Source organism: Desulfoplanes sp. PS50 (genome assembly GCF_053851535.1).
Window position 1 is genome coordinate 51100 of record NZ_JBSPZA010000007.1, and the last position, 13883, is coordinate 64982.

Consider the following 13883-nt stretch of genomic DNA (forward strand, 5'->3'; position numbering starts at 1 on the left):
TTAATTTGCTTAACTAAGCATATCTTCATCAAAACGGCACTTTCTTGACGGCACATATGCCCCAAGGAGAATAGAATGAATGTGCTTATCACCGGCGCAGACGGGTTCATAGGTTCTCATCTCACAGAAACGCTCCTTTCCAAGGGTTACAAAGTCCGAGCCCTCAGTTTTTACAACTCGTTCAACGACTGGGGTTGGCTGGAAGAAGTACCCAAAAACGACAACCTCGAGGTTGTATGTGGCGATATCCGCGATCCGCACTTCTGCAAGGAAATAACCAAAGGCATCGACACTATTTTCCACCTGGCCGCTCTTATCGCCATTCCCTATTCCTATATTGCCCCCGACAGTTACGTTGATACCAACGTCAAAGGTACGCTGAACATCTGCCAGGCTGCCAAGGAAAACGGGTGTTCCAGGCTTATCCATACTTCGACTTCTGAAGTTTACGGTACTGCCCAATACGTGCCCATTGATGAGATGCATCCTCTCCAGCCTCAGTCCCCATATTCGGCCACCAAGGTCGGGGCTGATTCCATGGCCTTGAGTTTTTACAATGCCTTCGCCCTGCCGGTCACCATCGCCCGTCCTTTCAATACCTACGGTCCCCGGCAGAGCGCCAGGGCTGTCATCCCGACCATTATAATGCAGATTGCTGCCGGGAAAAAGCAAATCACGCTGGGAGATGTCTCCCCGACCCGGGATTTCAACTATGTACTTGATACCTGTCGTGGTTTCATTGCTTTGGCCGAATCCGACAAGACTATTGGCGAAGTGGTAAATATCGGTTCTAATTTTGAGATCTCTATCGGTGATACCCTCAATCTGATCAAGGAACTTATGGATTCAGATGTTGAATTTGTCACTGATCAGGCACGCATTCGCCCGGAAAATTCAGAGGTCTTTCGGCTCTGGTGTGACAATACCAAGATTCACAAGCTCACCGGGTTTGAGCCGAAATATACGATACAAGAAGGCTTGCGCCTGACTATTGATTGGCTGAGCAAGCCTGAAAATCTCTCACGCTATAAAATCGATTTGTACAATGTATGACGACCTGATCCAGTTCATCCGGGATTATTACCGTACGGACGAATTCATCTCGCTGCATGCGCCCACGTTCAAGGAAAAAGATCGCAGCTACGTCCTCGACGCGATTGATTCCACCTTTGTTTCAAGCATTGGCGAATACGTGAACCGGTTCGAACGCGATCTGGCCGCTTTTACGGGTGCTGCTCGTGCCATAGCCACGGTCAATGGCACTACTGCCCTGCAAACTGCCCTTCAACTTGTGGGTGTAGGCTGTGGGGATGAAGTCATCACCCAGCCGTTGACCTTTGTGGCTACGGCCAATGCCGTGGCACACCTGAACGCACATCCCGTGTTTGTTGATGTGGATCGGGACACCATGGGACTCAGCCCTGAAGCCCTGGAAGCCTGGCTCGAATCCAACGTCCAAATCCGTGAAGGCGAGGAAGGCAATACCCATGCATTTAACCGTTCCAACTTTCGACGCATTGGTGCCATCCTTCCCATGCACACCTTTGGCCACCCTTGCAGAATCGAACGAATTGTTCAGATTGCCCGCAAGTGGTCGATTCCGGTTGTCGAGGATGCAGCAGAAGCCATTGGTTCCTATGTTGGCAACACGTATTGCGGTCTGTTCGGTGATGTCGGAATTTTGAGCTTCAATGGCAATAAGACCATCACATGCGGTGGTGGTGGCGCCATTTTGACCAATGATGCATCCCTCGGGGCCAGGGCCAAACATCTGACCACAACAGCCAAGGTGCCGCACCCTTGGGAGTTCGAACACGACGAAATCGGATACAATTTCCGCATGCCCAATCTAAATGCAGCCTTGGCCTGCGCCCAAATGGAACGACTGCCTGAAATACTCACGGAAAAACGTTCACTCGCTCTTGCCTACAGTGAGTTTTTCAAAGACAAGGATTGGGCAGAATTTTTGAAAGAACCTGAAGGTACGCGCAGCAATTACTGGCTGTGCTCCATTGCTTTAAACGATGAGTCGTTCAGAGATACATTTCTTGAAACAGTGAATGCTGCAGGAGTGATGGTCAGGCCCGTCTGGAAGCTGATGACGGAGTTAACCATATATAAGCATTGTCAGACTGGACCGATTGGGAATGCCAAGTGGCTGCGAGAAAGGGTAGTGAATTTGCCGAGTGGGGTTCGAAGCAGTGAATAAACCTGAAATTATCCTCGTCGGGGCAGGTGGACACTGTCGATCCTGTATCGATGTGATCGAATTGGAAGGAAAATTTTCCATAGCCGGGATAGTGGACCGACCCGGTGTTGTTACCGATGATAAAATTTTGGGGTATCCAGTTTTAGGAACAGATGATGATTTGACCAAATTACGCGACCAGTTTGAACATGCATTGGTGACGGTTGGCCAGATCCGAACCGCTGCAGTTAGGATAAAACTTTACGACATGCTCATCTCCTTTGGATTTCAACTTCCAGTCATTCAATCTCCTCTTGCATATGTCTCGAAGCATGCACATGTCGGAAAGGGAACGATTGTCATGCATCAGGCGATAGTCAATGCCGGTGCCCGCATCGGTTGCAATGGGATACTCAACACCAAGGCACTGATTGAACACAATGCATTTATAGACGATCATTGCCATGTATCAACGGGAGCAATTGTCAATGGCGGAGCTTCTATTGGCAAGGGATCGTTTATAGGATCTCAGTCCTGTGTCGTTCAATCAGCAGTTGTGGATGAGAATTGCTTTGCCAAGGCATTGTCTCTGATTACCGAAAATTTTTCATGCCCAGAGAAAAAGAAATGAGTGTTGTGATCATCGCGGAAGCAGGAGTGAACCATAACGGCTCACTTGAACAGGCTAAAAAGCTTGTGGAAGTTGCGGCTCATGCCGGGGCTGACATGGTCAAATTTCAGACATTTAAAGCCAAAAACATCGTTGCCAAAAAGGCTCCAAAAGCTGACTACCAAAAGCAATCCACAAATAGCGAAGAATCCCAATTCGAAATGCTCAAGCGCTTGGAGCTCTCTTCTGCTGACCATAAGGAGTTAGTTGCATATTGCAAAAAATGTGATGTGCAATTTTTATCCACTGCTTTTGATGTGCAGGCTATAGATTTTTTAAAAGGGCTGGGCCAAACTGTATGGAAAATCGCTTCCGGCGAGATCACGAACCTGCCCTACTTACGAAAAATTGGCTCCCTGGGTCAAAAGGTAATCATGTCCACAGGAATGGCCGACCTTGGGGAGATAGAAGATGCTCTTGCCGTTTTGGAAGGTGCAGGAACTTCTCGAGACAAGATCACCGTACTGCACTGCAATACGGAATACCCAACCCCTATGCGTGATGTTAACCTTCGAGCTATGGAAACCATCGAGGCCGCTTTTCCTGGCATTCGGGTCGGGTATTCCGATCATACTCTGGGGATTGAAGTGCCTATCGCAGCTGTAGCATTGGGTGCTACGGTCATCGAGAAACACTTTACTCTGGATCGCAATCTCCCTGGACCGGATCACCGGGCAAGCCTTGAGCCGCAGGAGCTTGAAGATATGGTACGGTCAATCAGAAATATCGAATTGGCCTTGGGCAGTGGAATCAAGGCCCCTTCGCCTTCGGAGCGAAAAAACAAACCCATTGCCAGGAAAAGCATTGTGGCTGGGCGGAATATCCTGAAAGATGAGATTCTCTGTGAGGACAATCTGGCAGCCAAACGCCCGGGTACAGGGATATCTCCCATGCGGTGGGATGAGGTAGTCGGCAGACCCGCTGTTCGTGAATATCAGCAAGACGAACTCATTGAGACCTGAATCCAACTGAGCCTGCAAAGTGAAACGAAAAATTTGCATTTTTACCGGCACACGGGCCGAATACGGGCTCTTGAAGCCTTTGATGGACAGCATTCGTCAGGACAGTGATCTGCAGCTTCAGATTCTGGCTACAGGGATGCATCTCTCGCCTGAGTTCGGTACGACCAGGACCTTGATCGAGCAGGATGGTTTTGTGATTGATGAGCAGGTGGAAATGCTGCTCAGTTCTGATTCCCCGGTTGGTACCAGTAAATCCATGGGCTTGGGACTTATCGGATACAGCGAGGCGTTGCAGCGGTTACATCCTGATATCGTGGTCATTCTGGGAGACCGTTTCGAATCTATAACCATGGCCTGTGCCTGCATGAATCATCGGATACCTGTTGCTCATTTGCATGGCGGTGAAACCACGCAGGGTGCTGTGGATGAAGCGTTTCGTCACTCCATCACCAAAATGAGCCACCTGCATTTCACCAGCACGCAGGAGTATCGCAAGCGGGTCATTCAGCTTGGAGAACACCCGGATCGTGTTTTTAATGTCGGGGCCATCGGGATTGAAAACATCAAAAACTTGCCTCTATTGCCCAAAACAGAACTCGACAAGTCCATTGATTTCGATCTGGGAGAAAAATATTTTTTGGTTACTTTCCATCCGGTCACTCTTGAAACTTCCACAGCCGAGGAACAGTTCAAAAATCTTCTGAGTGCCCTGGATCAGGTTCTTTGCGATGCCCCTGAGGTCAGAATTATCTTCACAAAGGCCAATGCGGATACGGATGGAAGGATAATCAATCTGCATATTGACAAATATGTGGCTGCTCATTCTTCCCCGACGATTGCGTTCACTTCCATGGGGCAATTGAGATATTTGAGCGCAATGCAGTATGCGACAGCTGTTGTGGGTAATTCTTCAAGCGGAATTGTCGAGGCCCCCAGCTTCAAAGTGCCCACCGTCAATATTGGTGACCGCCAAAAAGGAAGGGTCAGGGCTGGGAGCGTGATCGATTGCGAACCCAACCGGTTATCTGTTTATGAGGCCATACAAAAAGCCTGTTCTGATACTTTTCGGGAGTCGCTCAGTGATATGAACAATCCGTATGAAAAAAAGGGAACGGTAAAGCAAATAATGCATGTTCTTAAGACTACTGATCTTTCCAGTATTATTAAAAAAGAATTTTACGATATCGGGTGACCCATGAAAAACTGGCAATCAGCGCTTATTCCTTCTTCTGCCACCTTTCGTCAGGCCATAGAGGTTATTGACAATTCTGCCCTCCAAGTCGGTCTTGTCGTCGATGAGAACAGGCGGCTTCTGGGGATGGTCACGGATGGAACCATCCGAAGAGCCATCCTGCATGGCGTATCCATGGATGAGAATATTCAGCAGGTCATGTTCAGCTCATTTTTGTCAGCATCTGTGACGGATACCCGGGAACAGATTCTGGCCACCATGCAGAAAGAAGAAATCCGGCATATTCCACTTCTTGATGAAAATGGCGTAATCCACGGACTCAGGGTGCTCATTGACCTGCTAAATGCTGAGCGTAAAGATAATATTGTGGTTCTGATGGCCGGAGGTATGGGAACCCGGCTGCGGCCGTTGACTGAAAGATGTCCCAAGCCCCTGCTCAAGGTCGGGGATCGCCCTATCCTGGAAACCATTTTGCAGAGCTTTACCGTTCAAGGGTTTCACAAATTTTATTTTTCAGTCAATTACTGCTCAGAAATGATCAAGGAGTACTTTGGGAATGGCGATAAGTGGGATGTCAGTATCCAGTATATTGAAGAAACTGAGCCTCTAGGGACAGCTGGCGCTCTCAGCCTTCTTCCCGTACGCCCTGAGCTTCCATTTTTTGTCATGAACGGCGATTTATTGACCAAGATTGATTTTGAAAAGCTGATCGAGTTTCATTCAGAGCATGAGACGGCCGCTACCATGTGCGTACGCCAGTACGATTATCAAATCCCTTATGGCGTGGTTCGTTTCGAAGGGGTGAATCTCAAGGCTATTGATGAAAAGCCGATTCATAAGTTTTTTGTCAATGCGGGAATATATGCCCTTTCACCAGAAAGCCTTGATTGTATCCCTAAAGATCAATTTTTCGACATGCCATCTCTTTTTGATGTTTTGGGGAAGAAAAAAATAAAGACGACTGTTTTTCCGGTGAGAGAGTATTGGATGGATATCGGGCAGATGAAGGATTTTGAGCGGGCTAATGGGGAGTATTGTGTGCACTTTGCGAATGGAGACCAGAATTAACATGGAATCCAGGAAGAAAGTGCTGGTTGTTGGCTACGGCTCTATTGGGGAAAGGCATTGCCGGTTATTGAATGAAAAGGGGCATGAGGTAGCTGTTGTCAGCAGAAGAACAGATGTTCCCTTTGTGACATTTCAAGCTCTGCTGGCCGGGCTGGAAGCTTTTGCGCCCGATCATGTGCTGGTAACGAATGCTACCAGTTCGCACCGGGCAGCCCTGGGCCATCTTGCGTCATGCGGTTTTCAGGGATCGATTCTGGTTGAGAAACCGCTGTTCGATAGTGTGCCGGAAACTGTTTGCCCCTCCCCAGAGGGAGTTTATGTAGCCTACAATTTGAGATTTCACCCAATCATTCGCAAAGTGAGAGAGATTATTGCCGGGAAAAAACTGTATTCTGCCCAGTTTTATGTCGGGCAATATCTCCCGCTCTGGAGACCGGGAACTGATTATCGCCAATGCTATTCCGCCCACGCCTCACAAGGGGGTGGAGCCCTCAAGGATCTATCTCATGAACTTGATCTTGCGCAGTGGCTGACGGGTTCGTGGAAGCGTGTTTCGGCTCTGGGTGGGAAATACAGCGATCTCGAAATTGACTCTGATGATGTCTTTTGCTTGCTGTTGGAAACAGCGAACTGTCCGGCTGTCTCGGTTCAGGTGAATTATCTGGACCTGAAGCCGAGAAGGGAGATGATCATCAACGCCGAAGGAGTCAGCGTTCAGGCGGATTTTGTTTCCGGAAGACTTGTCGTCAATGATGATGTCGAGGAGCATGACGTCGCACGAGACCATACCTATGCTGCCCAACTCGATGCACTGGTGAGCGGCAAGACTGATACGATGTGCTCCTATGCTCAAGGACTCGATGTCATGAAACTCATTGATGCTGCAGAAAATGCAGCCCGGGATGGGGTATGGATACAAAACAGTTAAAGACTTGGGGATTCATTTTTGCTCGCGGTGGCTCAAAAGGGGTTCCCGGCAAAAATATCAAAAGCCTGGCTGGGAAACCTTTGATAGCCCACGCCATTGAGACTGGCTTGAAAAGTGGCGTATTGGAACGGATTATCGTCTCCACAGACGACCAGCGAATTGCGGATGTTGCCCTGGAATATGGTGCGGAAGTTCCTTTCCTTCGGCCCAGGGAATTGGCTGGTGATACAAGCGCTGAATGGGATGCCTGGCGTCATGCCATCAGCTCACTTCCACCCTTCGATGTTTTTGTCTCGCTTCCTGCAACTGCACCACTAAGAGCCCCTGAAGACATTGTCGCATGCATTGAAATGTACAAACAAAATTCCTGCGATGCTGTTATTACCTGCCGCCCGGCAGCAAGGCACCCCTCATTTAATATGATCAGCCTTGATAATGAGAATAAGGCAAGTCTGCTCATGCCCCTCTCCGAAAATGTTTTCAGACGACAGGATGCACCTGCGGCATATGATATGACAACTGTGGCCTATGTAGTGGATCCTGAATTTATTATGAGCAAGCGGTCTCTTTTTGAAGGCGTGGTTAGGGCTGTAGTTATTCCCGAAGAGCGAGCCCTTGATATAGATACCCCTCTGGATTTTAAGTTTGCCGAGTTTTTGATTGCTCGGGAAGAATACGGAAAAAGAATATGAAGACAATAAAAGAATTGATGGACCTGAGTGGAAGAGTTGCCCTGGTGACGGGTGGAGCAGGAAATATTGGCAAAGCTTGTTGCAAGGCACTGGTCGAATGTGGAGCAGAGGTTGCTATTGTTGATATTGCCGAAAATCAGCTAATTTCTGCTGTGCAGGAAATTGAAGCCAGTGGAAGCAAGGCTAAAGGCTTTGTGGCTGATATGGGAAATGAAATTTCTGTTCGTGCTCTTCCTGAAAAAGTTGTTCAAGAATTCGGAAATCTTGATATTATCGTTAACTCTGCAGCATTTGTCGGAACCTCTGGCCTTACAGGCTGGGTTACTCCTTTTGAAAATCAGACAACGGATACCTGGCGAGCAGCTCTGGAGGTCAACCTGACCGCTTGTTTTGAGCTTGTTCAGTCTGCTTTACCCTATTTGAAGGAATCCGGGCATGCTTCGGTTGTCAATATTGCCTCCACCTATGGCGTAGTTGCTCCGGATTGGAGTTTGTATGAAGGAACTGAAATGGGGAATCCCGCAGCTTACGCCGCAAGCAAGGGAGGGCTCATTCAATTGACCCGCTGGCTTTCAACCACCCTTGCTCCGGAAATACGAGTCAACGCAATTTCCCCAGGTGGTATCTGGCGAAATCAGCCGGAAGTTTTTGTGAAACGCTATGAGAAGAAAACTCCATTGCAGCGTATGGGGACGGAAGAGGATATGGTTGGGGCATTAGTGTACTTGGCAAGTGATTTGTCGCGATATGTTACAGGGCAGAATTTGATGGTGGATGGTGGATGGACTGCCTGGTAATTATGCTGAACTATAAATCAATTTTTTAAAAAATAATGTGTATTATGAAATTAAATATTTCAGAAAATTCGCAACAAAAAATTGCAAATGCGATATTTATATCTGGATCTGCAAGAAGTGGTACAACAATAGTTGGCAAGATTATTCATAGTTTGAAAAGAGTTGAATTTTTTTTTGAACCCCCTATGCTAGTTATGTTGTTTCCGCTTATTGAAGAAATGTCTAAATATCACTGGATGTTGCTTTATGAAACATACCTTTATGAAGAATTACTAATAAACTCATTGTGCGGGAGAAGTATCAATTGCAATAGAGCTGATGACAGCTCTATTTATAAAGTTAAATCATATTATGAAATTCAATCAAGGCTCAATCAATCAATAAGAAAAAATGATGTAGAGTTACTTGCAAATCAATACAGAATTTCTTATAAAATTCCTAATGTAACTCCTTTTCTTCCAAAACTCGTAAAGTATTATCCTGATACACGTGTAGTTATCGTTAAAAGAGATGCTGTTAACACGATAAGTTCATTATTGTTGAAAAAATGGTTTCATGATGAAAGTCTCAAAATGAATGTAATTTGGCCGTTCAGAATTTATAAGAATGTACACATCCCATATTGGGTGAAAGAAAAAGATGATAAAAAATGGTTGGAAATGTCAGAAATTGATAGATGCGCCTACTACTACATACGGATTAATGAAGGTGCTGAGAGAATACAGAACAAAATAGAAATTTGTTATAATAATCTGGTCGCAGATCCTGGAAAGGTAGTTCAAAAATTGTCCGAAAAACTTTCATTGGAGTATGGTGAAAAAACGGACGAAATTATAAACCAAATAAAGCCAACCACTGCCAAAAAAGATTTTGCTATCATGGAAAAAATCAGCCCAAACTTTGCAAAATTGGTTGAATTTTATTCCGAAAAGTCAATTGGTTGTGCAATCGTCTAGCCGACCCACCTGATAAACTGATCTCAAGTTGTGGTAAGAATGAAAAAGCCTGCCTCGCGTATAGGCGAGACAGGCTTGAGATCAAGGATTTGTGAGGCGTTATCATTTGTAGCTCGGCAGGGGCTGTGGCTTAAAGTGCTTAGGCAGGAGTTTTTTTGAGATCACCGATCCCGTTTGTATGAGGAAGCTTCTCCAAAAGGTGGCTGAGGTACGCATAGGGCTCCAAGCCATTGACTTCAACTGTTTCAATGAAGGAAAAAATATTGCACTGGCTTGGACTCCACGTGGGGACTCTGCAAATAACCAGTTTTTCCTCCCCACCGCCAAGGGTCTGATGGCATTTTCGGCTAGATTGTTATCTGGTCTACGGATTTCGTTTTCCGTATAGCCGTATACATTATTGCCGAGGGTGGCGCATTTTGTGCATAGGTCAATCCAGAGATTTCACGTTTCCATTGGAAGTACTCAGCCTTGACTTTGTTCTATTTTCAAAAATGGGCAATATGTAGTAGTTAAAAAATATTATTTTTAAAAAAAAGAAAGTATGAAATGAAAAAAAATGTTCTTGTATTTTCAACCGTTCCTCTTTGGGAACAGCATCATGCGGATACATTAGAAATAATATCTAGAAATATACAAAATGGCAACAAAGTGTTGGTTTTATCCTGCGATGGAGATCTAAAATCTTGTCCAGCAAACCCCCTTCACGATATAAACAAGTGTAATACCTGCGTTAATATAACAAAGTATACTATAGAAAAATTATTTCATAAAAAAGTTGATTATGAATTTATTAAACTGAAACAATATGAAAAGAATATAGTATTAGATAATAAATATTTTTCAAATATGAAGTCATTATTAAATATAAATTCTGAGAGCATGCCAGTTGGAGCCATGGTTGCTTCTCAAATTGCTGATGACACACGTGGTGTATACTTAAATTTTAAAAATCCAAAGACCAAAGAACGTGCCATTATTTTGACAGCAAATGCTATCGCGCTAAAGAATGCCGTGAAAGATGTAATTAAAAGTCATAACATTGACGAGGTTTATGCATGGAATGGGCGGAGGCCATCTGATGGACCTGCGTTGTACGCTGCATCTGAAATTGGGATAAAATTCTTTTGCTATATTGCTGGTGGCAAAACTGGATTTATACACATTATGAATAGTTTTTCCCCTCAAGATATTCATGCTAGAAAAAATGATTTTCAGCGCAAGACTCAAAATGTTAAGAAAAGTGAAATCTTTAAAAAGGGAAGACAGTATTTCAATGAATATCTCGAAGGGACACTTGATCAGGTAGGTTATAGAAATTTTAGGAAAGAATGTAACTTATATGATGATCCACAAGAAATTGTTGATGACATCCATGATAACAAGCCGATTCTTCTTGTTGTAACTTCTAGTCCGCGAGAGCATGTTCATACCAGAGAATATTTTAGATATTTTCATGATAAACCATATGAAACTCTGATCGATATTGTAAATCATAATGATATTTACAAAAAATATAAAGTTATTATGAGATGGCATCCCGCTGGACGTATAAAGGGTGTTTTGTCTGGCGAAGAGATTGCATATGACAATGACAAAATATACGATTTAGCTAAAAATTCAAACAATATTAAACACTATTTGCCATGTTCAAATGTAAATACGTATGCTATTCTAAAGAAGGCTTCTGTGGTGCTTTCAACAGGTTCAACCGTTGGCTATATTGCGGCTATTAATGGCTTACCTCTTGTAATTTATGGACAAATCGCACATCTTTTTCAGGAAAGTATATATCCAGCTTTTAGTGTAGAAGAAGCACGTAATCTGTTGCTTTCTGATCTGCAACCTAAGCCTGTAAATGATATACTTCGCCTTGGATATTGGTTTCGTGAATTTGGAGAGCCAATGGAGCATGTTTTTTGTAACCGACTTAATAATAACAATAAATTAGAGTGGTGGGTAAGGCTGCATGAAGGTGATAAATTTATATCAAAAAAAGTTCATCCAGTAGTAAAAAATTCGAATCCTAATCGAGATAGATCGATGGAGCTACTGGTAGCATGCTATAAATCTTACAATTTTGGCAACCTTGCAAAGGCATTAAGGTTATGCCAGCTTTCTCTTATGGCTGATCCTTCAAACAATGATGCAGTTTCCTTTTCGACACTTCTTTTAAATAAAATACATGTTCAAGGCTCTAAAACGGATCATCAATAAATACTAATGGGAATATTTAATGATTATAGTTAGTAATCGAAACAAATTTTTTTTTCAATCCATTCTTTCAAAGAGGATTTTGGATCCGTTAGTGCCGAATTCACTATGAAGGAAAATTAAATTTAGGACTAAAATCAAATATTATTATGCGATTTCTTCAAATACATACATTTTATCCTCAATATCTTGAATCTCTTTATTCCAGATTCAAATATCTTCACAAGGCATCCTTTCAGGAACAGATAGATGTTCTGGTTTCTGATGCTTTCAGTGCAGTACATATGATCGCGCCTTATATGTCCCAAGTAGGGTATGAATCCCGTCTTGTCATTGCCAACTGCCATCAAGCGCAAAATCAGTGGCTGAAGGAAAACAGCAGTTACGGTTTGCACACGGAAAACTGGATTGAGGAAATTGTCCGCAAACAGGTGGAGGAGTTTGAACCGGATATTCTTTATCTTTCACATCCGATAGGATTTGATGGCAGGTTTGTTCGCAAACTCACTCATAAACCGAAATTGGTTCTTGGTTGGAGGGCAGCTACCTTCCCGCACAATATCGACTGGTCCGGCTTTGACGTTATGTTATCCAGTCTGAGGCCGCTTCTGGATTTAGCAGTCCAGCGTGGAGTCAGGCATGGCGAAGTGTTTACACCCGGCTTTCCTGTAAATATTGCCGAACGAATCAAGGAAACAACCGTTTCCAATGATATTGTCTTTACTGGCCAGTATACTCCAAGCCAGCATGCCAAGCGGGGATATTACTTACGGGAAATCGCCAAGACGGCAAATGCCAAAGGATATAAATGCGCACTGCATCTGACAGGGAATCAAAGCCAGGTGCCGGCTGTTCTAAAACAGTATCTTTCACCGCCGGTATACGGTCTGGAAATGCACAAAGCCTTGCGTCAAGGCAGAATTGCCTTTGATGCAAGGGCAGATCATTTCATTCTTGATCCGGAAAAGAATTCAAAAATTGATATCGGCGGAGAAGACACCGCTAACATGCGCATCTTCGAGGCGACGGGCAGCGGCGTTTTCCTGCTTACGGAACATTTTCCCAATGTTACCCAATACTTTGATGTGGGAAGAGAAATCGAAACATTTGCTGATCGCAAAGAATTGGTTGAGAAAATTGACTACTATCTGGCCCATTCTGAAAAGAGGGAGGAGATCGCAGCCCAAGGACAGGCGAGGTGCTTAAAAGACCATTCCATGGATCGGAGGGTACAGGAGCTGGATCTAATTATTCGCAAGCATCTTGCTCTGAAGAACCACGAGATGGATGCTGATCGAAATATTGAAACGGATTTTTCACACCAAAGCTACCAACAGCATGCGGCACACTTTGCCAGGGATCTGGTCGATGAAAAACGGATCGCCATTTCCAGGAGCTGGTTTAACACTTCCACGGCCGACTATTGGCGACATGAAAGAATGTACGAATTTGCCGATTGCCTAGTTGGACGTCGTAATTCAAACTGGTTAACAGTTGGCGACGGCAGATGGGGTTTGGATTCGGTCCGGTTGCGAAACAAGGGATACACAAATGTTTTGCCCTCGGACATCAGCGAACATTTGCTTAAAGCGTCACATGCACATGGCTATATTGAAAAATATGCAGTGCAAAATGCGGAAGACCTGAGTTTTGACGAAGCGAGCTTTGACTTTGTGTTGTGCAAAGAGTCTTTGCACCATTTCCCGAGGCCCTATGTAGCACTCTATGAAATGCTCCGCGTGGCCAGGATAGCTGTTTTTTTAATTGAGCCGAACGACAAACGCCCCGTACTGAAAAATATTCTTCAGTTTGTGCGTGAATTCGAACAGCATGGCAAGGCTCGATTTCAGCAGCCGAAAAATCCAAGCTGGGAAGAAAGCGGGAACTATGTCTTTTCGATTTCGCCACGCGAACTGGAAAAGATTACTTTAGGCCTGAACTATCCCCAGGTTGTATATAAAGGGTTGAACGACCACTACATTCAAGGGTGTGAGTTCGAGCCTGCCGACCCAGAATCATCTGAAATTTTTAGAAATATTCTCACACACATTGCCCACGAAAACGAACGTTGCGCTAGTGGTGACAACGATTATGAATTGCTTATGGCTGGAATCTTCAAGCAACCAATGTGTAAGCAAGAACGTAATGAATTTAACTCACGCGGATGGGTGATTAGTGATTTGCCCAGAAATCCCTACGCTAAGGCAACAAAATAA

12 protein-coding genes and 1 pseudogene are annotated in these 13883 nt (G+C 44.6%); 12 read left to right on the forward strand and 1 reads right to left on the reverse strand.

What is annotated here, in order from left to right; translation table 11 throughout:
- Nucleotides 1-75: 75 nt before the first annotated feature.
- From ACTVJH_RS04800 to ACTVJH_RS04845, 10 genes are read left to right on the forward strand one after another with little or no spacing between them, the layout of a single operon-like run.
- Nucleotides 76-1053, forward strand: coding sequence for an NAD-dependent 4,6-dehydratase LegB (locus ACTVJH_RS04800; protein WP_455988014.1), 978 nt, complete (start codon nt 76-78; stop codon nt 1051-1053).
- Nucleotides 1046-2209, forward strand: a complete 1164-nt coding sequence (locus tag ACTVJH_RS04805; protein WP_455988016.1) for a LegC family aminotransferase — start codon at nt 1046-1048, stop codon at nt 2207-2209. The genes ACTVJH_RS04800 and ACTVJH_RS04805 overlap by 8 nt, the downstream gene beginning before the upstream one ends.
- The gene (locus ACTVJH_RS04810; protein WP_455988018.1) at nt 2202-2819 is read left to right on the forward strand and encodes a NeuD/PglB/VioB family sugar acetyltransferase; all 618 of its coding nucleotides are present in this window, start codon (nt 2202-2204) and stop codon (nt 2817-2819) included. The genes ACTVJH_RS04805 and ACTVJH_RS04810 overlap by 8 nt, the downstream gene beginning before the upstream one ends.
- A complete protein-coding gene (gene neuB / locus ACTVJH_RS04815; protein WP_455988020.1) occupies nt 2798-3820 on the forward strand; it encodes an N-acetylneuraminate synthase in 1023 nt (340 codons plus the stop codon). Before ACTVJH_RS04810 ends, neuB begins: the two co-directional genes overlap by 22 nt.
- Nucleotides 3821-3839: 19 nt before the next feature.
- Nucleotides 3840-5012 carry a UDP-N-acetylglucosamine 2-epimerase gene (neuC, locus tag ACTVJH_RS04820; RefSeq protein ID WP_455988022.1) on the forward strand — a complete coding sequence of 391 codons (1173 nt, stop codon included), beginning with the start codon at nt 3840-3842 and terminating at the stop codon, nt 5010-5012.
- A gap of 3 nt (nt 5013-5015) precedes the next feature.
- Nucleotides 5016-6080 (forward strand): nucleotidyltransferase family protein, encoded by a 1065-nt coding sequence (locus tag ACTVJH_RS04825; RefSeq protein WP_455988024.1) that lies wholly within the window; start codon nt 5016-5018, stop codon nt 6078-6080.
- Nucleotide 6081: 1 nt separating this feature from the next.
- On the forward strand, nt 6082-7008 hold the full coding sequence (locus ACTVJH_RS04830) for a Gfo/Idh/MocA family protein (protein ID WP_455988026.1): 927 nt from the start codon (nt 6082-6084) through the stop codon (nt 7006-7008).
- Nucleotides 6990-7700 (forward strand): acylneuraminate cytidylyltransferase family protein, encoded by a 711-nt coding sequence (locus ACTVJH_RS04835; protein ID WP_455988028.1) that lies wholly within the window; start codon nt 6990-6992, stop codon nt 7698-7700. The genes ACTVJH_RS04830 and ACTVJH_RS04835 overlap by 19 nt, the downstream gene beginning before the upstream one ends.
- On the forward strand, nt 7697-8497 hold the full coding sequence (locus ACTVJH_RS04840) for an SDR family oxidoreductase (protein WP_455988030.1): 801 nt from the start codon (nt 7697-7699) through the stop codon (nt 8495-8497). Before ACTVJH_RS04835 ends, ACTVJH_RS04840 begins: the two co-directional genes overlap by 4 nt.
- 44 nt (nt 8498-8541) lie before the next feature.
- Nucleotides 8542-9453: a sulfotransferase gene (locus ACTVJH_RS04845; RefSeq protein WP_455988032.1), complete on the forward strand. Its 912-nt coding sequence runs from the start codon at nt 8542-8544 to the stop codon at nt 9451-9453.
- Between the two features lie 181 nt (nt 9454-9634).
- Here the strand turns inward: ACTVJH_RS04845 and ACTVJH_RS04850 are convergent.
- Nucleotides 9635-9819: pseudogene (locus ACTVJH_RS04850) on the reverse strand (IS66 family transposase); the annotation flags it as partial.
- 183 nt (nt 9820-10002) lie between these two features.
- Here ACTVJH_RS04850 and ACTVJH_RS04855 point away from each other — a divergent pair.
- A complete protein-coding gene (locus ACTVJH_RS04855) occupies nt 10003-11670 on the forward strand; it encodes a hypothetical protein (protein ID WP_455988034.1) in 1668 nt (555 codons plus the stop codon).
- A gap of 146 nt (nt 11671-11816) precedes the next feature.
- The gene (locus ACTVJH_RS04860; protein ID WP_455988036.1) at nt 11817-13883 is read left to right on the forward strand and encodes a glycosyltransferase family protein; all 2067 of its coding nucleotides are present in this window, start codon (nt 11817-11819) and stop codon (nt 13881-13883) included.